Genomic DNA, 19,257 nt, shown 5'->3' with positions numbered 1-19,257 from the left:
AGCGTCATATTTTCCCTCCTTGGAGGACAAACGTGTCTAAGCGTCGAGTAGTTGTGACCGGACTGGGCATGTTGTCTCCTGTCGGCAATACGGTAGAGTCCACATGGAAAGCTCTTCTTGCCGGTCAGAGTGGCATCAGCCTGATCGACCATTTCGATACTACTGCCTATGCAACGCGCTTTGCGGGCTTGGTAAAGAATTTTAACTGTGAAGAGTTCATCTCGCGCAAAGATGCGCGCAAGATGGATGCCTTCATTCAATACGGCATCGTCGCCGGCATGCAAGCCATGCAGGATGCGGGGCTGGATATCAACGAGGCGAACGCCAATCGTATTGGTGCCGCTATCGGCTCCGGTATCGGCGGCTTGGGGTTGATTGAAGAAAACCATAGTTCACTGGTTCACGGTGGTCCACGGAAAATCAGTCCATTTTTTGTGCCTTCGACCATTGTAAACATGATTGCCGGTCACCTGACCATTATGTTCGGCATGCGTGGCCCAAGTATTTCCATCGCTACCGCCTGTACGTCAGGTGTCCATAACATTGGCCATGCTGCGCGTATCATTGCTTACAATGATGCCGATGTGATGCTGGCCGGTGGCGCAGAAAAAGCCAGTACCCCTCTGGGTGTCGGCGGCTTTGGGGCGGCTCGTGCGCTCTCAACCCGCAATGACAACCCACAGGCTGCAAGCCGTCCCTGGGATAAAGACCGTGATGGTTTTGTCCTGGGCGATGGTGCGGGGATGATGGTGCTGGAAGAGTACGAACACGCAAAAAAACGCGGTGCGAAAATTTACGCCGAAATTGTCGGGTTTGGTATGAGCAGCGATGCCTACCACATGACATCGCCACCGGAAAACGGTGCCGGTGCCGCCTTGGCGATGGAAAATGCGCTGCGTGATGCAGGTGTGACAACGTCACAGATTGGCTATGTCAATGCGCATGGCACCTCGACGCCGGCCGGTGATAAAGCCGAAACCCAGGCGGTGAAGTCCGTATTTGGCAGCGATGCCAAGCGGGTGATGGTCAGCTCCACCAAATCGATGACCGGCCACCTGCTGGGTGCCGCTGGGGCGATTGAGTCGATCTTTACCGTGTTGGCACTGCGCGATCAGGCGGTTCCACCAACCATCAATCTGGATAATCCGGATGAAGGTTGCGATCTGGACTTCGTACCGCACGAAGCGCGCCAGACCAAAGATATGGAGTTCACGCTGTGTAACTCCTTCGGCTTCGGTGGCACTAATGGCTCGCTGATTTTCCGTCGGGTTTAGTTCTAGCCAACTCAAGCTGATAAAGGCCCGGTGCATTTTGACCGGGCTTTTTTTATGGTGCCAGGCCGTTTATCGTAATATTCGCCTGTTATGCTGTTGTAGTGAAACCACTGTGAGGAAACGCATGTACTGGATCAACGGACAACGACATGACGCCCTGGTAGCCAGCGATCGCGGTTTGCAATTTGGTGATGGCTGCTTTACCACTGCCAGGGTAGTGGATGGCAACATCGATCTCTTCCCCTGGCATCTTGATCGCATGCAGCAGGCGGCGCAGAGGTTGCTACTGCCAGCGGTGGACTGGGCTGCATTGGAACTTGAGATGCGTCATGCGGCAGGCTCTCTCTCCCTTGGCGTGGTCAAAGCGATACTGACCAGAGGCAGCGGCGGACGAGGTTACAGCCCACACGGCTGCGTTACCCCTACAAGGATCGTTTCACGCAACACCTATCCTACGCATTACCTGTCATGGCGTGAAGAAGGGATCAGTCTGGCGCTCAGCCCGGTTGCGCTGGCACGTAATCCGCTGCTGGCAGGCTTGAAACACCTTAACCGCCTGGAGCAGGTGTTGATCCGCGCACATCTTGACCAGGCCGATGCCGATGAGGCGCTGGTGCTTGACACTGCGGGTATGCTGGTGGAATGCTGTGCGGCTAATTTGTTCTGGCGCAAAGGAAAAAGCGTCTTTACGCCAAATCTGGATCAGGCCGGTGTTGCCGGTGTGATGCGCCGCCGCGTGATTGAACTTCTGGCGGGGAGCGAGTATCTACTGCATTACGTCAGTGAACCGCTAGAGACGCTGGCCGACGCGGAGGAAGTGTTGATATGCAACGCGCTGATGCCGTTGCTGCCGGTGAATAGGGCACAATCATGGCGCTATCCTTCTCGCCAACTGTATGATTTTTTGCGACCACACTGTTAATGATGGCTGACTGATGAAGAGAAAAAAGCTCAAGATAGTTTTACTGCTGCTGCTCCTGGCGTTGGCTGCGCTGTATTGGGGGCATCAGCGGATTGAACGTTTTGCCGATACTCCGCTGGCGATCGGGCAGGAAACCTACTTCAAATTGCCCGCAGGCACTGGCCGTGTGGCGCTGGAAGGGCTGCTGGTACGCGACAAGCTGATCCACAATGGCCGCTGGTTCCCCTGGTTGCTGCGCCTGGAGCCGGAACTGGCCGAATTCAAGGCTGGCACCTACCGTTTAACCCCGGGGATGACGGTGCGTCAGATGCTGAAACTGTTGGCGAGCGGCAAAGAAGCCCAGTTCAGCGCACGCTTTATCGAGGGTTCGCGTCTGAAAGATTGGCTGCAGGTGCTGCAAGAGTCCAAATACGTCAAACATACTCTGGCAGGCAAAAGCGAGGCGGAAATCGCGGTGTTACTGGGAATACCAGAAGGTGGCGTACTGGAAGGCCGTTTGTATCCAGATACCTATCTCTATACGGCAGGAACCACCGATCAGGCATTGTTAAAGCGCTCACAGTTACGCATGTACAAGACATTGCAGGACGTTTGGCATACGCGAGATACCAGCTTGCCATACAAAACGCCGACAGAGCTGCTGACGATGGCCTCGATCGTTGAGAAGGAGACTGCGGTAGCGGAGGAACGAACCAAGGTCGCTTCGGTGTTTATCAATCGCCTGCGTTTGGGCATGCGTCTGCAAACCGATCCTACGGTGATCTACGGCATGGGCGACAGTTACACCGGTAACATCACCCGTAAGGATCTGGAGACGGCAACGCCCTACAACACCTATGTGATCAGTGGCCTGCCGCCAACGCCGATCGCCATGCCGAGCCGTGCTTCGCTGGAGGCCGCGGCCAATCCGGCTAAAACCGATTATTTGTACTTTGTTGCCGACGGTAAGGGTGGCCATACGTTCACCACCAACCTGGCCAGCCATAATGCGGCGGTGCGTGTCTATCGGCAGGTACAAAAGGAAAAGAATGAAAAGTAACTTTGTAGTGATTGAAGGGTTGGAAGGCGCGGGTAAAACCACCGCGCGCAATACCGTGGTCAGCGTGCTCAACGAGCAGGGTATAAACGACATTGTGTTTACCCGTGAACCGGGCGGCACGCCACTGGCGGAGAAGCTGCGCGAGCTGTTTAAATGCGGCGCAGACGGCGATTTGCCGACCATCAAGGCGGAATTGCTGATGATATATGCCGCGCGGGTGCAACTGGTGGAAACCGTGATCCAACCGGCGTTGGCGCGGGGAGCCTGGGTGGTTGGCGATCGTCACGATCTTTCCGCGCAAGCCTATCAGGGCGGGGGGAGGGGAATCGACCCACACTTGATGAGTTCGCTGCGTGATACGGTTCTGGGTGACTTCCGCCCTGACCTGACCCTGTATCTGGACTTACCGCCGTCGGTGGGCCTGCAAAGGGCGCGTGCGCGCGGAGCGTTGGATCGTATTGAGCAAGAAGCGCTGCCGTTCTTTGAACGTACCCGCGCGCGCTATCTTGAACTGGCGGCGCAGGATGCGAGCATTGTTACCATAGATGCGGCACAAACGCTGGAACAGGTCACCGCCGATATTCGCCAGGTGGTTGTAGAGTGGCTGCAACAGCAGGAAGGGGCGTAATGAACTGGTACCCGTGGCTTAACGCTCCCTATCGTCATCTGGTGGGGCAGTATGCGGCTGGGCGTGGCCATCACGCATTACTGCTGCATGCGGCGGTGGGCAACGGCGATGCTGAGCTACTCTATGCCCTGAGCCGTTGGCTGATCTGCCAAAAACGCAATGGTGAAAAGAGCTGCGGTGAGTGTCACAGCTGCCGGTTGATGCTGGCAGGCAACCATCCGGACTACCATGTACTGGCCCCGGAAAAGGGCAAAAGCAGCCTGGGTATCGAACCGATCCGCCAAGTGATTGAGGTTCTCTATTCCCATGCCCAGCAGGGGGGAGCCAAGGTGGTGTGGCTGTCGCAGGCAGAACTGTTGACCGAGGCCGCCGCCAACGCTTTGCTGAAAACCCTGGAAGAACCTCCGGCCAATACCTACTTCCTGCTAGGTTGCCGTGAGCCATCAAGTCTGTTGGCGACGCTGCGTAGCCGCTGTTTTTACTGGCATCTGGCCAGCCCGGATGAGCAGCTTAGCCTGCAATGGCTGAACCGCCAGGGCGTGGGCAATCCGATCGATCGTCTGACCGCATTACGTTTACATGATGGCGCTCCTCTCGCTGCCGAACAGTTGCTGCAACCGGATCGTTGGCAACAGCGGGCCGCACTGTGCAACGCTTTGAACGCCGCTCTGCCGCAGTGCGATATGTTGGCCCTGTTGCCGGCACTGAACCATGACGACGTGGCGGATCGGTTACACTGGCTATGCGCGTTGTTGATGGATGCGATGAAATACCAGCAGGGTGCCGCGAGCTATGCTCTGAACCAGGATCAACTGCCACTGGTCCAGCAGTTGGCCAGCCGTTTGAGCAGCGTTTCGCTCCAGCAAATCATGCAGCAGTGGCTTAACTGCCGCCATCAGTTACTCAGCGTGGTTGGCGTTAATCGCGAGCTGTTGCTGACAGAACAGTTACTCGGTTGGGAGCAGATGCTCGGCGCTACCGGTTTCTCACCCCCTCATTCGTTGTAAAAGAGTTAATTATCATGTTATTAGTAGATTCACACTGCCACCTCGACAGCCTGGACTTCGCCAACTTGCACCACAGCGTGGACGATGCCCTGGTCAAAGCCAAAGCGCAGGATGTAGGTTTTGTGCTGGCGGTTGCCACCACACTACCGGGTTACCAGGCAATGACCCAACTGATCGGTCAACGTAACGATGTTGCCTTCTCCTGTGGCGTTCATCCGCTGAATCTGGAGGGGGGCTACGATTATGCCGAACTGCGCAGTCTGGCAGCGGCAGAGCAGGTGGTTGCCCTGGGGGAAACCGGGCTGGATTACTTCTATCAGCAAGACAATATCCCGTTGCAGCAAGAGTCGTTCCGCCAACATATTCGTATTGGCCGGGATCTCAACAAGCCGGTGATTGTGCATACGCGTGATGCACGTGACGACACGCTGGCCATTCTGCGCGAAGAGAACGCACAGGATTGCGGCGGCGTGCTGCATTGCTTCACCGAAGATTTGCCAACGGCGAAAGCCTTGCTCGATCTGGGGTTCTATATCTCGTTCTCCGGCATTGTCACTTTCCGTAACGCCGAGCCGCTGCGTGAGGTAGCCCGCTATGTGCCATTGGATCGCATACTGGTGGAAACCGATTCACCATACCTGGCACCGGTGCCTCATCGCGGCAAAGAAAACCAGCCTGCCTATGTGCGCGATGTTGCAGAATACCTGGCCGTATTGAAGGGTGTCAGCCTGGAAAATCTGGCGCAAGCGACCACCGCCAACTTTTCACGTTTGTTTCACATCGAACTCTGATCCTTCGTCTAGGCTTAGCAAACTGCTGGCGATAATCTAATTCTTTTTAAGCTCGTAATTAATCTTTGAAACGGGTAATGTTCCCACCCGTTTCAGGGGAGAAGCCGGGCAAATTTTCAGCTTTCTTCACAAAAAGCAGACGATTTTTGAAAAATGGCCGGTCAGATTCATCGAAACGTGACTGTCATCAAACATTGTTCAGGGTATTTATTTTACTCTGCGTAAAAATTAAAGGGGTGCTCAGACACCCTGAAAATGCAGGGGTTTTCTCTCCCCCCTCTGCAACGCGAAAATTCGCGAGAAGTAGCAAAGCACTATTACTCAGGAGCACACTCAACTATGTTCAAGAACGCATTTGCCAACCTGCAAAAAGTAGGTAAATCGCTGATGCTGCCGGTTTCCGTATTGCCTATCGCAGGTATCCTGCTGGGCGTCGGTTCCGCCAACTTTAGCTGGCTACCGCTGGTAGTCTCTCACGTGATGGCGGAAGCCGGCGGTTCCGTATTCGCCAATATGCCGTTGATCTTCGCCATCGGTGTTGCCCTGGGCTTCACTAACAACGACGGCGTTTCTGCATTGGCTGCGGTAGTGGCTTACGGCATCATGGTGAAAACCATGGCCGTGGTTGCGCCGCTGGTACTGCATTTGCCAGCCGAAGAGATTGCGGCCAAACATCTGGCGGACACCGGTGTGCTCGGGGGGATTATCTCCGGTGCCATTGCTGCCTACATGTTTAACCGCTTCTTCCGCATTCAGTTGCCAGAATACCTGGGCTTCTTTGCCGGTAAGCGTTTTGTGCCAATCATCTCTGGTCTGGCCGCTATCATTCTGGGCGTGATCCTTTCCTTCATCTGGCCGCCAATCGGTACGGCTATCCAGACCTTCTCACAATGGGCGGCTTATCAGAACCCAGTGGTTGCGTTTGGTATCTACGGTTTTGTTGAGCGTTCTCTGGTGCCGTTTGGCCTGCACCACATCTGGAACGTACCGTTCCAGATGCAGATCGGTGAATACACCAATGCGGCCGGTCAAGTGTTCCACGGTGACATCCCTCGCTATATGGCGGGTGACCCAACTGCGGGTATGCTGTCTGGTGGCTTCCTGTTCAAAATGTACGGCCTGCCTGCCGCTGCGATTGCCATCTGGCACTCTGCCAAGCCGGAAAATCGTGCCAAAGTCGGCGGTATCATGATCTCCGCTGCGCTGACCTCGTTCCTGACCGGTATTACCGAGCCGATCGAGTTTGCCTTCATGTTCGTTGCGCCGATCCTGTACGTAATCCATGCGATCCTGGCCGGTCTGGCGTTCCCAATCTGTATTCTGTTGGGTATGCGTGACGGTACCAGCTTCTCGCACGGTCTGATCGACTTCATCGTACTGAGCGGCAACAGTAGCAAAATCTGGCTGTTCCCAATCGTCGGTATCATCTACGGTCTGGTGTACTACACCATCTTCCGCGTGCTGATTGCCAAGCTGGATCTGAAAACCCCTGGCCGTGAAGACAACTCTTCCGAGCAGGTGGCTCAGGGCGGTTCTGAAATGTCTGCTGCACTGGTTCAGGCATTCGGCGGTAAAGAGAACATCACCAACCTGGATGCCTGTATTACCCGTCTGCGCGTTAGCGTGGCCGACGTATCCAAGGTTGACCAGGCTGGTCTGAAGAAACTGGGTGCTGCCGGTGTGGTTGTGGCTGGCTCAGGCGTTCAGGCGATCTTTGGTACCAAATCCGACAACCTGAAAACCGATATGGATGAATACATCCGTAACCACTGATTCAGGTAGGGGAGTTAGTTAATGGGGAGGCTTTGGCCTCCCTTTTTTTATGGGTTGATTAATAACATGGGGAGGGGTGCTCATGGATCTCTGCTCAAACAACCAACAGGCGGGGGCAAGCCCCGCCGTTGGGTTGCCTTACCTTGCGGATCCGTAAGCCATCATGGCCGCAACCTCCGTTTCTCCGCTACAAATGCGGATCTCACAGAGTCTTTTCCTGGTCATCCAGGTGAACACCAGTACGGTGATACAGAGAATAACCAGGGCCATTACTACTAACTTTTGCGGCATGATAGCCTCCTTGTCCTTGCCTTTCAGCGGGTAAGAGGCTATCTTTATCGTGTTTGGGCATAAGAGTGGCCTCGGGTTGATTTACATCGATTCGGGGCTTTTCTATTTCTATCCCTTGCTAATGCTCAGGACAAAAAGATCCAGAGCACCCACACACAGCCTTTTAACTTCGTGCTAAATTCCCCACGCCACCGTCGATTAACAGTTCACTCCCCACCATATAGCTGGATTCGTCAGACGCGAGGAATACGGCGGCTTTGGCCAGTTCCAGCGCGGTCCCCATGCGGCCAATCGGCACCAGCGCGTGGATCTCTTCGCGCAATGCCTGTTCAGCCTGTGCCGGTAAACCCAGCTTGCCCAGTGCCGGAGTTGCCGTTGGGCCAGGGCTGAGGCCGTTGACGCGAATACCGCGCGGGTGCAGCTCGGCAGAAAGCGAACGCGCCAAAGACAAAATTCCGGCTTTACTGGCGGCATAGACGCTACTTTGCGCCAGGCCAATATGCGCGCTGACGGAACCACACAGGATCACCGAGGCAGGGTTGCCCAGCAACGGTAACAGGGCCTGGATCAAAAACAGAGGGCCTTTGAGATTGGTGTTCATGAGTTGGTCATAGCGTTGTTCATCCCATTCCTGTAACGGCAGGTGGGTGACATCACCGGCGTTGATATACAGGATATCCAACCGGGGCCAGCTTTTAGCCAACTGCGCGGCTAAAATCGGCTGCTGGCCGATATCCCCTGCGTCACTGTGCAATAGCACGACATCCCCTAGCGTTTCGCCAGCCGCTGTTAACCCGCTAGCGCTGCGCCCGGTGATCGCCACGGTGGCTCCTTCGGCAATAAACTGCCGGGCCGTCTCCAGCCCGATGCCGCTGGTTCCCCCGGTAATCAACGCGTATTTACCTGTTAATCGTGACATAACTCTTCCTCTCGTTGGTCAGTTACGTCATTATTGGTCTGTTAGTACCTTTTGCATAGTAGGTACCATTTGGATACTAAAAGACAAGGTGGGATGCAATGGCGTCAACAATGAAAGGGCAGGTCGAAAAAAATTTCCCGTTACCGCCTGCGGGAGAACCGTGCCCGATGGTGAGCTTCGTCAATTTGGTTTCGGGAAAATGGGCGATCCCGATCCTGTATCGCCTGATGGTGATCGACGGTCCAATACGCTTTAGCGAATTACAGCGCGCGGTGGCCCCAATCGCGCAAAAAGAGCTGACGCGTCAGCTCCGCCTGTTTGAACAATGCGGCCTTGTCACTCGCCAGGTGTTTCCACAGGTGCCACCACGGGTGGAATACCAGATAACGCCTCTGGGTAAAACGTTGCGCCCCACGTTAGACTCGTTGGCCGATTGGATGCGTGGCCATGCGCCGCAGTTGATTGGTAGCCAATAACCGCTGGTATACTCGTAAGGTTGAGTGATTCTCCATCACTCGATACGGAAAGTGCGCAATCGGGTTGATAGCAGTAGAATTTGTCACGCATACTGCGTAAACCAATATTTTCGCTGAACAAGGAGTTCCAGATGGCCGAAGAAACGATTTTCAGTAAAATTATTCGCCGTGAAATCCCTGCCGATGTGGTCTACCAGGACGAACTGGTCACCGCATTTCGTGATATTTCCCCACAGGCACCGACCCATATCCTGATCGTACCGAACGTACTGATCCCAACGGTGAACGACGTGACCGTAGAACATGAGGCCGCATTAGGCCGTATGATCACCGTAGCGGCCAAAATTGCCGAGCAGGAAGGGATTGCCGAAGACGGCTACCGCCTGATCATCAATTGCAATCGTCACGGTGGGCAGGAGGTCTATCATATTCATATGCATTTAGTCGGTGGGCGCGTTCTGGGCCCGTTGCTGCCACGTTAACCGAGGAAGACCATGCGCTATATCCACACGACGCGTTACTTGATGGCGCTGGTGCTCCCCGCCGCGATACTGATGGGTTGTAGCAGCCCTAAGGGCATCTCGGTCAATGAACGGCAAACGGTGGTGATGGATTCGCCGGTGCTGACGGCGGGTATTCTGGCGGATAACCCGTCTATTGCCGACGCGTCTGGACGCCTGCGGGCCAGTTCGGTGCTCAGCAACACCCAGACGACGCCGGTGACCCTCCACTATCGTTTCTACTGGTATGACAAACAGGGGCTGGATATCCTGCCTTTTGAACAGCCGCGCACGGTCACCGTTGCCGCCAATTCAGACGCCGAGATTTATTCGTTGAATGGCAACCTTGATGCCAAGCGTGTACGTCTGTATTTATACTTATAAGTTTTGGGTTACGTTGGAGAAGGTAATGAAAAAGTTCCTATGGGTGGCGCTGGCCGCGTTGGTGTTAACCGGTTGTCCATCACGTCCGCCAGAGCCTACGGCACCGGTGACGGTCGAGCCACAGCCGCAACCAGAGCCTCAGCCTGAACCTGAACCGTTGCCACCGACCACTGAACCGGTGCCACAGCCGCCGAAGATCCAGCAGCTTGACTGGCTGGGCAGCGTACAGCCGTTGGTCAATCAGATGCTGAAGGCCGATGGCGTAACGTCTGGCAGCGTATTGCTGTTGGACAGCGTGAAGAACAATACCAATGGCTCATTGAGCATCGGCAACGCCACCTCGGCGCTGCACCAGGCTTTGGCATCCAACAAAACCTTTGCCGTCGTGCCGGAAGCGCAGTTGGCGAGCGCCAAACAGACGCTGGGCCTGTCGGCGGAAGACAGCCTCGGATCGCGTAGCAAGGCGATTGGTCTGGCGCGTATCGTTAACGCGCAGTACGTGTTGTATAGCGACGTCAGTGGCGATGTGAAGTCACCGGCGATGGAAATGCAGCTGATGCTGGTACAAACCGGTGAGATTGTCTGGTCAGGCAATGGCGACGTCAAATACTGAATCCCAGCTGCGGCGACTCTTGAGTAACAGGCTGCCGGCGGTAAATACCGCCGGTTGTCATTTTAGCCTGGTACAGGGATTAAGCGGCGAGAGCTGGCGGATCGACAGTGGCGATGTGCAACTGCTGGCCCGTCCGCAGACGCCGGAAAAACGCCTGCTCGGCGTTAACCGTCGGCGGGAAGGGCAAGTGCTGAAGCGCTCTGGAATGGGCATGGGTCCAAAGGTGTGGTTACAGACCTCAGACTGGCTGATCGTCGAATGGCTTGCCGGGGAGAGCGTTGACGAAACGGCGTTTGCTTCCTTAGTGGCCAACGGCGAGCTGGCAAAGCTGACCGCCCGGTTGCATAACCGTGGGTTGAGTGGTTACCGGCTGGATCTGCAACAGCAATTTACCCGCTATTGGCAGCAGATCGATCGCCGGCGGATCACGCCCGCCTGGCTGCGTTGGCAGCGCTATTTCATCAACGGCATCATGCCGCGACCGTTGCAGTTGGCACCGCTGCACATGGATATTCATGCCGGTAATCTGCTGCGACAGGCCGGGCAGCTCAGGCTGATCGACTGGGAGTATGCCGCCGATGGCGATATCGCCCTGGAGCTGGCCGCGATGTTTCGCTTCAATCAATTTTCCCCGGCTGTGCAACAACGCTTTTTAGAGCAATACCAACCCCACGGATATGCCGATTTGCCGCAGTTGGCCTTACAGGTTCAGCGTTGGTTGCCGTGGGTGGATTACCTGATGCTGATGTGGTGTGAAGTGCGCTGGCAGCAGTGTCGGGATGCGGAATTTTTGCGTTGGGGCGCAGCGTTATACCGGCGTTTTTGTTTATCATCGTCAAATTAATCATGAATACTGATGTGAGGTGGCCGTGGGCCCAGTAATGCTAGATGTCGTCGGCTATGAGCTGGACGCAGAAGAACGCGAAATTTTAAAACACCCGCTGGTAGGGGGCTTGATCCTGTTTACCCGCAACTTTGCCGATCCTCAGCAGTTGCGTGAGCTGGTTCGCCAGATCCGTGCAGCTTCGCATTCACGGCTGGTGGTGGCAGTGGATCAGGAAGGTGGGCGCGTGCAGCGCTTCCGCGAAGGTTTTACCCGCTTACCGGCGGCGCAGTCCTTTGCGGCGCTTAACGATGCGCAGGAAGGCGGGCGTCTGGCTCAGGAAGCCGGGTGGCTGATGGCCTCGGAAATGATTGCCCAGGATATCGATATCAGCTTTGCTCCGGTATTGGACATCGGCCACGCCAGCGCGGCGATTGGCGAACGTTCTTTCCATAGCGATCCGCAGCAGGCGTTAGTGATGGCCGAATGCTTTATCCAGGGGATGCACAGCGCCGGAATGAAAACCACCGGCAAGCATTTCCCAGGGCATGGTGCGGTCACGGCGGACTCGCATAAAGAAACTCCGCGCGATCCACGGCCACTGGACCAAATCCGCGAACATGATATGACAATCTTCCGTGAGCTGATCCAACGCGGATTGCTGGATGCCATCATGCCGGCCCATGTCATCTATACTGAAGCAGACCCGCGCCCGGCTAGCGGCTCGCCTTATTGGCTGCAGCAAATCTTGCGGCAGGAGCTGGGCTTTGAGGGCGTGATCTTCTCTGACGATCTGTCGATGGAAGGGGCGGCGATCATGGGCAGCTATGCCGAGCGTGGTCAGGCGGCTCTGGATGCCGGTTGCGATATGATCCTGGTTTGTAATAACCGGGCAGGGGCGGTCAGCGTGTTAGATAACCTGTCCCCGGTCAAAGTAGAGAAACTGCAGCGGTTATATCATCGTGGTCAGTTCACCCGTCAGGAACTGCGCGATTCCGACCGTTGGCAAAAGGCGCATCATGCGCTGAGTCAACTGCATGAACGCTGGGAAGAGCATAAGCAACGCTCAGCGGGGTGAACGGCCAGGGCGCCGCAAGAAGGCGGCGTTAATAATGGGGGCTGCCAGCGGCCCCCAGCTTGTTGCGAGGAACCACATGATTATTTATTTGCATGGCTTCGATTCCACCAGTCCCGGCAATCATGAAAAGATTATGCAGTTACAGTTCATCGATCCGGACGTGCGCTTTATCAGCTACAGCACTTTGCATCCGCGCCATGATATGCAGCATTTATTGAAAGAGGTGGATAAGGCAGTTCAGCAGGAAGGGGATGATCATCCGCTGATCTGCGGTGTGGGGCTTGGGGGCTTTTGGGCTGAACGTATCGGTTTTTTGTGCGGCATCCGTCAGGTGATCTTCAACCCGAACCTGTACCCGGAAGAACATATGCACGGCAAGATCGACCGGCCGGAAGAGTATCGTGATATCGCCACCAAATGCGTGGAAGATTTCCGTGAGAAGAACCGCGATCGCTGCCTGGTGGTGCTTTCTCGCCAGGACGAAGTGTTGGACAGCCAGCGTAGTGCCGAGTTGCTGCACAAGTATTATGAAATCGTCTGGGATGAACAGCAGAGTCACAAGTTTAAAAACATCTCGCCACACCTTCAGCGCATCAAGGCATTCAAGACGCTGGCGTAACAGTTTTATAACGCATTATTGAGCCGTGAACGCTGTTCCCCAAGGGCAGCAATTGCGGCTTTTTTGTTTTTATCGTGCCCGTTTTCGCCGGTGGGCAGCAAAATGTAAAACTGTGATCTCACGCTAACTATTTGAATCACAATCCTCAAAAAATCCCTGCGTCCAGCCTTTAACCAAAAAACTTTGACGTACATCAATTTTGGTATGACCAAATAACCTCTCGTGTTATTCTGGCCCCAGATTGCAGGTTTAACTTAAGTGAACCCTATGTATTCTAAGGATATTATTTGTTTACCCTTAGGCAACAATTGGTTCACATTCAGGGGGTCATTTTGACAACGCCAAAGAAAAAAATCGTTATTGTCGGCGGTGGTGCCGGTGGTCTTGAGCTGGCAACCAGCCTGGGCCATAAACTGGGTCGTAAGCACAAAGCGGAGATCACGCTGGTGGATCGCAACCACAGCCATCTGTGGAAGCCGTTGCTGCATGAAGTGGCTACCGGCTCCCTGGATGACGGTGTGGATGCGTTGAACTACCTGGCACATGCGCGGAATCACTTCTTCAACTTCCAATTGGGTTCATTGGTCAACATTGACCGTGAAAAGAAAACGCTGCAGTTAACGCAGATCTGCGATGAGCAGGGCTGCCAACTGGTTCCTGCCCGTGAGTTGAGTTACGACATTCTGGTGATGGCGCTCGGCAGCACCTCGAACGATTTTGGCACCCCAGGGGTGAGAGACAACTGTATCTTCCTGGATAACCCGAATCAGGCGCACCGTTTCCATAACGAGATGTTGAACCTGTTCCTCAAGTTCTCTGCCAATCCGCAAGAGAAAGAGAGCGTGAATATCGCCATCGTGGGCGGTGGGGCTACTGGCGTTGAGCTGTCGGCAGAACTGCATAATGCGGTCAAACAGCTGCACAGTTACGGCTTTGAAGGGCTGGATAACAGTGCCTTGAAGGTCACCCTGGTTGAAGCCGGTGAGCGTATTCTGCCAGCGCTGCCGCCGCGTATTTCCGCAGCGGCGCACCAGGAGCTGAACAAGCTTGGCGTACGCGTATTAACCAATACCATGGTGACCAGTGCCGATGAGCATGGCCTGAACACCAAAGGCGGCGAGTTTATCAATGCCGATCTGATGGTGTGGGCAGCGGGCATCAAGGCCCCAGACTTTATGAAAGAGATTGCCGGGCTGGAAACCAACCGTATCAATCAACTGGTGGTTGAGCCAACGCTGCAAACTACCCGCGATGCCAACATCTTTGCCATCGGTGACTGCGCGTCCTGCCCGCGTGAAGGCGGCGGTTTTGTGCCGCCACGGGCACAGTCTGCCCACCAGATGGCATCACGTTGCTATGGCAACATTCTGGCGATGATGCACGATAAGCCGATGAAGCCTTATGTTTATAAGGATCATGGTTCCCTGGTCTCGCTTTCCCGCTTCAGCACCGTAGGTAGCCTGATGGGTAACCTGATGCGTGGTTCAATGATGGTCGAAGGGCGTATCGCCCGCGTGGTGTACATTTCGCTGTACCGTATGCACCAGGTAGCGCTGCATGGCTATACCAAAACCGGCCTGATGATGTTGGTGGGTGGGATCAACCGCGTGATCCGTCCGCGCTTGAAGATGCACTGATGTGTTAACCCGCTCGTGCGGTTGATGAAAACCCACGCCGGCTTGCCGCGTGGGTTTTTTATTGCCGTGAGAAAGGGGTAGGTATAGCTAGGATTTTTCTCAATTCATTGGTTTTGGCCCACTTTCAGTGCATTTTGCTCATTGAGTCTTATTGCGAGGGTGAACGTCCTTGTGCAGACTTTAGGGAGTTTACAGACGGCGCGTCACGCACGCCGTAAACCGGGGGATCGCCTGTGATCACGGCGAGCTTGCCCGGAGCATAATGCGTGGTAACACATTCAGGAGGATTTCCTGTGAACAAATCAATGTTAGCCGGTGTTGGGATTGGTATAGCAGCCGCTCTGGGAATTGCTGCCGTAGCCGGTCTGGACGTATTTACTCCCGGCCCACAATATGCGCAGGTTCTCGCCGCAACACCGATCAAAGAAACCATCAAAACTCCTCGCCAGGAGTGTCGGAACGTCACGGTGACCCATCGTGCACCGGTTCAGGATGAAAACCGCATCGCTGGCTCCGTGTTGGGGGCGGTTGCCGGGGGCGTGATTGGTCACCAGTTTGGCGGTGGCCGGGGTCGTGATGTGGCGACCGTGGTAGGTGCACTGGGTGGTGGGTATGCCGGTCACCAGGTGCAGGGTGCCTTGCAAGACAACGACACTACCACCAGCACGCAGCAGCGCTGCAAAACGGTGTATGACAAATCGCAGAAAATGCTGGGCTATGACGTGACTTACAAGATTGGCGACCAGCAGGGCAAAATCCGCATGGATCACGATCCAGGCACCCAGATCCCGCTGGATAAAAGCGGTCAGTTGATACTGACCAAGGTCTGATCTTCGCAGTTTACCCCTCAGCCCAACCCTCTCCCACAGGGAGAGGGAGCCGTTCTGGTGTCGTCATTAGGGAATTGCTCTCCCCTTAAAAGAGAGCTGGAACGGTGTGGTCTCAAATCGCCAAAGTATGCTCTCTGCACGCTGCCAGCAGCTCGCCGATAAACTTCAGGCGTTCGGCGCGGTCGCTAAGATCCAACATAAACTTCAGCTTGGTCGGCCCATCCAGGCGGTAAACCTGCGGTTTGCTTTGCAGCAAGCCAATCAGATAGCCCGGATCGACCTGGTTCTTCTCACCAAACTCGATAAAGCCCCCGCGCTCGTTGCCTTCGATACGCTTGATCCCCAGTATCTGCGCCTGTTGACGCATCGCCGCGCTTTGCAGCAGGTTACGCGCCGCATCCGGCAGCAGGCCAAAGCGATCGATCAGCTCAACCTTCAGCTCCTCCAGTTCACCCTCATTTTTAGCACTGGCAATGCGTTTGTAGAAAGATAAACGGGTATTCACGTCCGGGATAAAGTCATCGGGCAGCAGCGCTGGCATACGCAGTTCGACTTCCGTCTGATTGCTGGTGAGATCTTCCAGCGAAGGCTCACGCCCGTTCTTCAGGGCGTCGACGGCGCTTTCCAACAGTTCCATATACAGCGAGAAGCCCACGGTGGTCATCTGGCCGCTCTGGTCTTCCCCCAGCAGCTCGCCAGCACCACGGATTTCCAAATCGTGGGTCGCGAGTGCGAACCCGGCCCCCAAATCTTCCAGCGTGGCAATCGCCTCCAACCGCTTGTGTGCGTCGGTGCTCATGACCTTCGGGTTTGGCGTTAACAGATAAGCATAGGCTTGATGGTGAGAACGCCCGACGCGGCCACGCAGCTGATGCAACTGTGCCAAGCCAAAGCGGTCGGCCCGTTCGATAATGATGGTATTGGCGCTGGGGATATCGATACCGGTTTCGATAATGGTGGTACAGACCAGCACGTTGAAACGCTGGTGGTGGAAATCGTTCATCACCCGCTCCAGATCGCGCTCCCGCATCTGGCCGTGGCCAATGGCAATCCGCGCTTCCGGCACCAGCTCTGCCAGGCGTTCAGCGGCCTTATCGATATTCTCTACGTCGTTGTACAGGTAATACACTTGGCCGCCGCGCAGTACCTCACGCAGGATGGCCTCGCGCACTACCAGGCTGTCGTACTCACGGACAAAGGTTTTCACCGCCAGACGGCGGGCCGGAGGGGTAGCAATGATCGACAGATCGCGCATGCCGCTCATGGCCATATTCAGGGTGCGCGGGATTGGCGTGGCGGTCAGCGTCAGGATATCCACGTCGGCCCGCATTGCCTTGATGCGCTCTTTGTGGCGCACACCGAAGCGGTGTTCTTCATCGACAACCAACAGCCCCAGATCTTTCCAGCGCAGATCGCTCTGCAATAGCTTATGGGTACCGATGAGGATATCGACTTTGCCTTCGGCTGCCTCTTCCAGGATCTGCTGTTGCTCTTTGGCGCTGCGAAAACGCGACATCATTTCGATGCGGATTGGCCAGGTGGCAAAGCGATCGCGGAAGTTATCAAAGTGCTGCTGCGCCAGCAGGGTCGTCGGCACCAGTACCGCGACCTGTTTACCGTTTTCGACGGCCAGGAACGCAGCACGCATCGCCACTTCGGTTTTACCGAAGCCAACGTCGCCGCACACCAGACGATCCATCGCCAGCGGCTGGCACATATCGCTCAGCACCGCGTTGATGGCCTGTTCCTGATCCGGCGTGGTCTCAAACGGGAAGGTCTGGCAGAACAGCTGATACTGGTCACGATTATGTTTGAACGCAAAGCCGCTCTTGGCGGCTCGTTGGGCGTAGATGTCCAACAGCTCGGCGGCCACGTCACGCACGCGTTCGGCGGCTTTCTGCCTGGCTCTCGACCAGACATCCCCGCCAAGACGGTGCAGCGGGGCGTTTTCGTCGGCTCCACCGGCATAGCGGCTGATCAGGTGCAGGGAAGAGACCGGTACGTACAGCTTGTCCTCACCGGCGTAGGAGAGGATCAGATATTCCGCTTTGATACCCCCGGCTTCCAGCGTCGTCAGGCCAACGTAGCGGCCAACGCCGTGTTCCAGATGCACCACCGGCTGCCCTGGGTGCAGTTCTGCCAGGTTGCGGATCAGGGTATCGGTATTGATGGTGCGGCGATTATCCTGCCGACGGCGGCTGACGCGCTCACCGAGCAGATCGCTTTCACAAATCAACGCCCGGTCACGCAGTGTATCCAGGAAGCCACGCTCAGAGGCTCCGACCATCATGTAGCGGCCCGATACTTCGACCTCATCCAGATGATGGATCAGGCTGGTACTCAGCTTGATGCGGCCAAGCAGATCTTGCAGGGTCTCGCGGCGGCCTTCACTTTCTACCGAGAAGACCACGCCACCGGTGAAGCTTTCAATAAAGCGTCGCAGATTATCCAGTGGAGCCTTCTGCTGGGCCTGGACGGCCAGATCCGGCAGGGTTTGATAGCCCAGGTTGGTGCAACCGGCTTTGGCGGGTAACTCCTCGGTTTTCAACGCTATCCGCGGCCAGGCTTTCAGCTCGGCAAACAGTGCATCGACCCGCAGCCATAGGGTATCCGGGGCCAGCAGCGGCCGCATCGGATCGATCCGCCGGTTCTCATAGCGTTGATTGACATCAAGCCAGAAACGCTCGGCAGCGCCTTCCAGGTTGCCGGTGTTGACGAGCAGCGTATTGGCTGGCAGATAACTGAACAAGGAAGGCAGCGGCTGGCTAAAGAACAGCGGTTGCCAGTATTCGATACCGGCAGGCCAGGTGCCTTTACTCACTTGCTGATAAATATGTTCGGCGTCGCGACGCACTTCAAACTGTTCACGCCACTGGCTGCGGAACAGCTCAATGGCGGCCTTATCGGTCGGGAACTCGTGCGCAGGCAGCAGATTGATGGCTTCCACTTCGCTCAACGTGCGTTGGTTATCCACGTCAAAGGTGCGCAGGCTGTCGATCTCGTCGTCGAAAAAGTCGATACGATAAGGCTCTTCGCTGCCCATGGGATACAGATCCAGCAGCGCACCGCGTGTAGCAAATTCGCCATGTTCCATCACCTGATCGACGCTGCGGTAACCGGCCTGTTCCAACTGTGCCCGCAGCAGATCCCGCGACAGCCGTTGGCCCTTTTTCATCACCAACGCATGGCCATGCAGGAACTCATGCGGGCAGACGCGTTGCATCAACGTATTCACCGGCAAAATGATGATGCCGCGTGCCATGGTCGGCAGATGATACAGGCTGGAAAGCCGCGCCGAGATGATTTCCTGATGGGGCGAGAAGCTGTCGTACGGCAGCGTTTCCCAGTCGGAAAGGGTGGTCACCATCTGATCGGTAAACTGCTGGATTTCGTCACGCAACCGCAACGCATTTTGCATATCCGGGGCGATGAGCATCACCGGGCCGGGATGGCGCTCGGCGATTTCTGCGCATTCAACGGCACAGGCAGAACCGGTGAGCTGCCCCAACTGGCGTAAATCACCCGCGCGGTCAGGAAGAGAGTAACGGTAGGAGGATGCGGAGCTGCGGCTATTATCAGAAATGCTCATTCAGTTATCTTTAATCAATGAATTGAATAACAGTTTTTGTGGTGTTCACCGTGGTGTTTGACGC

General features: G+C 55.7%; 19 protein-coding genes. 16 read left to right on the top strand and 3 right to left on the bottom strand.

The window, feature by feature from the left end; all coding sequences use genetic code 11:
- Window positions 1–32 precede the first annotated feature (32 nt).
- From fabF to ptsG, 7 genes are all read left to right on the top strand, one after another.
- The gene (gene fabF, locus ABIE29_RS17365) at window positions 33–1,274 is read left to right on the top strand and encodes a beta-ketoacyl-ACP synthase II (protein WP_429619914.1); all 1,242 of its coding nucleotides are present in this window, start codon (window positions 33–35) and stop codon (window positions 1,272–1,274) included.
- A gap of 124 nt (window positions 1,275–1,398) precedes the next feature.
- A complete protein-coding gene (pabC, locus tag ABIE29_RS17360) occupies window positions 1,399–2,196 on the top strand; it encodes an aminodeoxychorismate lyase (RefSeq protein ID WP_429619913.1) in 798 nt (265 codons plus the stop codon).
- Window positions 2,197–2,209: 13 nt separating this feature from the next.
- Window positions 2,210–3,235, top strand: coding sequence for an endolytic transglycosylase MltG (gene mltG, locus ABIE29_RS17355; RefSeq protein ID WP_429619912.1), 1,026 nt, complete (start codon window positions 2,210–2,212; stop codon window positions 3,233–3,235).
- Window positions 3,225–3,863, top strand: coding sequence for a dTMP kinase (tmk, locus tag ABIE29_RS17350; RefSeq protein WP_429619911.1), 639 nt, complete (start codon window positions 3,225–3,227; stop codon window positions 3,861–3,863). The genes mltG and tmk overlap by 11 nt, the downstream gene beginning before the upstream one ends.
- Window positions 3,863–4,870, top strand: coding sequence for a DNA polymerase III subunit delta' (gene holB / locus ABIE29_RS17345; RefSeq protein WP_429619910.1), 1,008 nt, complete (start codon window positions 3,863–3,865; stop codon window positions 4,868–4,870). Before tmk ends, holB begins: the two co-directional genes overlap by 1 nt.
- 14 nt (window positions 4,871–4,884) lie before the next feature.
- Entirely contained in the window at window positions 4,885–5,661 is a 777-nt protein-coding gene (locus ABIE29_RS17340; RefSeq protein WP_429619909.1) for a metal-dependent hydrolase, read from the top strand.
- A 339-nt stretch (window positions 5,662–6,000) separates the two neighbouring features.
- Entirely contained in the window at window positions 6,001–7,434 is a 1,434-nt protein-coding gene (gene ptsG, locus ABIE29_RS17335; RefSeq protein WP_429619908.1) for a PTS glucose transporter subunit IIBC, read from the top strand.
- Between the two features lie 138 nt (window positions 7,435–7,572).
- Here the strand turns inward: ptsG and ABIE29_RS17330 are convergent, their stop codons facing one another.
- Complete coding sequence (locus tag ABIE29_RS17330) at window positions 7,573–7,725, bottom strand: Hok/Gef family protein (RefSeq protein WP_429619907.1); 153 nt, start codon at window positions 7,723–7,725, stop codon at window positions 7,573–7,575.
- A 163-nt stretch (window positions 7,726–7,888) separates the two neighbouring features.
- Window positions 7,889–8,644, bottom strand: a complete 756-nt coding sequence (locus ABIE29_RS17325) for an SDR family oxidoreductase (RefSeq protein ID WP_429619906.1) — start codon at window positions 8,642–8,644, stop codon at window positions 7,889–7,891.
- 167 nt (window positions 8,645–8,811) lie between these two features.
- On the opposite strand from ABIE29_RS17325, the gene ABIE29_RS17320 reads away from it, so the two are divergent.
- The 9 genes from ABIE29_RS17320 (at window position 8,812) to ABIE29_RS17280 (ending at window position 15,604) form a co-directional block, all read left to right on the top strand.
- The gene (locus ABIE29_RS17320; RefSeq protein ID WP_429620011.1) at window positions 8,812–9,120 is read left to right on the top strand and encodes a winged helix-turn-helix transcriptional regulator; all 309 of its coding nucleotides are present in this window, start codon (window positions 8,812–8,814) and stop codon (window positions 9,118–9,120) included.
- A 131-nt stretch (window positions 9,121–9,251) separates the two neighbouring features.
- Complete coding sequence (gene hinT, locus ABIE29_RS17315; RefSeq protein ID WP_025123822.1) at window positions 9,252–9,602, top strand: purine nucleoside phosphoramidase; 351 nt, start codon at window positions 9,252–9,254, stop codon at window positions 9,600–9,602.
- Window positions 9,603–9,614: 12 nt separating this feature from the next.
- A complete protein-coding gene (locus ABIE29_RS17310; protein WP_021178294.1) occupies window positions 9,615–10,004 on the top strand; it encodes a YcfL family protein in 390 nt (129 codons plus the stop codon).
- A gap of 25 nt (window positions 10,005–10,029) precedes the next feature.
- On the top strand, window positions 10,030–10,617 hold the full coding sequence (lpoB, locus tag ABIE29_RS17305) for a penicillin-binding protein activator LpoB (protein WP_429619905.1): 588 nt from the start codon (window positions 10,030–10,032) through the stop codon (window positions 10,615–10,617).
- Window positions 10,598–11,461 carry a phosphotransferase gene (locus tag ABIE29_RS17300; RefSeq protein ID WP_429619904.1) on the top strand — a complete coding sequence of 288 codons (864 nt, stop codon included), beginning with the start codon at window positions 10,598–10,600 and terminating at the stop codon, window positions 11,459–11,461. The genes lpoB and ABIE29_RS17300 overlap by 20 nt, the downstream gene beginning before the upstream one ends.
- Window positions 11,462–11,498: 37 nt before the next feature.
- Window positions 11,499–12,518 carry a beta-N-acetylhexosaminidase gene (nagZ, locus tag ABIE29_RS17295; RefSeq protein ID WP_429619903.1) on the top strand — a complete coding sequence of 340 codons (1,020 nt, stop codon included), beginning with the start codon at window positions 11,499–11,501 and terminating at the stop codon, window positions 12,516–12,518.
- Between the two features lie 76 nt (window positions 12,519–12,594).
- A complete protein-coding gene (ycfP, locus tag ABIE29_RS17290) occupies window positions 12,595–13,137 on the top strand; it encodes an alpha/beta hydrolase YcfP (RefSeq protein ID WP_429619902.1) in 543 nt (180 codons plus the stop codon).
- Between the two features lie 332 nt (window positions 13,138–13,469).
- Complete coding sequence (locus tag ABIE29_RS17285) at window positions 13,470–14,774, top strand: NAD(P)/FAD-dependent oxidoreductase (protein ID WP_429619901.1); 1,305 nt, start codon at window positions 13,470–13,472, stop codon at window positions 14,772–14,774.
- 293 nt (window positions 14,775–15,067) lie between these two features.
- Window positions 15,068–15,604, top strand: coding sequence for a glycine zipper 2TM domain-containing protein (locus ABIE29_RS17280; protein ID WP_173409428.1), 537 nt, complete (start codon window positions 15,068–15,070; stop codon window positions 15,602–15,604).
- Window positions 15,605–15,716: 112 nt separating this feature from the next.
- On the opposite strand, the gene mfd is transcribed toward ABIE29_RS17280, so the two are convergent.
- A complete protein-coding gene (gene mfd, locus ABIE29_RS17275) occupies window positions 15,717–19,193 on the bottom strand; it encodes a transcription-repair coupling factor (RefSeq protein ID WP_429619900.1) in 3,477 nt (1,158 codons plus the stop codon).
- Window positions 19,194–19,257: the final 64 nt, after the last annotated feature.

The organism is Serratia sp. 2723 (assembly GCF_050434425.1).
Lineage (GTDB): Bacteria > Pseudomonadota > Gammaproteobacteria > Enterobacterales > Enterobacteriaceae > Chania.
Note: the sequence above shows the minus strand (reverse complement) of the source record. Positions and strands in the feature narration are given on the sequence as shown.

What these genes read in the sequence shown, in the direction of transcription:
- mltG (WP_429619912.1), top strand. Translation starts at nt 2,210, where the DNA reads ATGAAGAGAAAAAAGCTCAAGATAGTTTTACTGCTGCTGCTCCTGGCG.
- tmk (WP_429619911.1), top strand. Translation starts at nt 3,225, where the DNA reads ATGAAAAGTAACTTTGTAGTGATTGAAGGGTTGGAAGGCGCGGGTAAA.
- holB (WP_429619910.1), top strand. Translation starts at nt 3,863, where the DNA reads ATGAACTGGTACCCGTGGCTTAACGCTCCCTATCGTCATCTGGTGGGG.
- ABIE29_RS17310 (WP_021178294.1), top strand. Translation starts at nt 9,615, where the DNA reads ATGCGCTATATCCACACGACGCGTTACTTGATGGCGCTGGTGCTCCCC.
- ycfP (WP_429619902.1), top strand. Translation starts at nt 12,595, where the DNA reads ATGATTATTTATTTGCATGGCTTCGATTCCACCAGTCCCGGCAATCAT.
- hinT (WP_025123822.1), top strand. Translation starts at nt 9,252, where the DNA reads ATGGCCGAAGAAACGATTTTCAGTAAAATTATTCGCCGTGAAATCCCT.
- nagZ (WP_429619903.1), top strand. Translation starts at nt 11,499, where the DNA reads ATGCTAGATGTCGTCGGCTATGAGCTGGACGCAGAAGAACGCGAAATT.
- ABIE29_RS17325 (WP_429619906.1), bottom strand. Translation starts at nt 8,644, where the DNA reads ATGTCACGATTAACAGGTAAATACGCGTTGATTACCGGGGGAACCAGC.
- ptsG (WP_429619908.1), top strand. Translation starts at nt 6,001, where the DNA reads ATGTTCAAGAACGCATTTGCCAACCTGCAAAAAGTAGGTAAATCGCTG.
- ABIE29_RS17320 (WP_429620011.1), top strand. Translation starts at nt 8,812, where the DNA reads ATGGTGAGCTTCGTCAATTTGGTTTCGGGAAAATGGGCGATCCCGATC.
- mfd (WP_429619900.1), bottom strand. Translation starts at nt 19,193, where the DNA reads ATGAGCATTTCTGATAATAGCCGCAGCTCCGCATCCTCCTACCGTTAC.
- ABIE29_RS17300 (WP_429619904.1), top strand. Translation starts at nt 10,598, where the DNA reads ATGGCGACGTCAAATACTGAATCCCAGCTGCGGCGACTCTTGAGTAAC.
- ABIE29_RS17340 (WP_429619909.1), top strand. Translation starts at nt 4,885, where the DNA reads ATGTTATTAGTAGATTCACACTGCCACCTCGACAGCCTGGACTTCGCC.
- pabC (WP_429619913.1), top strand. Translation starts at nt 1,399, where the DNA reads ATGTACTGGATCAACGGACAACGACATGACGCCCTGGTAGCCAGCGAT.
- lpoB (WP_429619905.1), top strand. Translation starts at nt 10,030, where the DNA reads ATGAAAAAGTTCCTATGGGTGGCGCTGGCCGCGTTGGTGTTAACCGGT.
- ABIE29_RS17330 (WP_429619907.1), bottom strand. Translation starts at nt 7,725, where the DNA reads ATGCCGCAAAAGTTAGTAGTAATGGCCCTGGTTATTCTCTGTATCACC.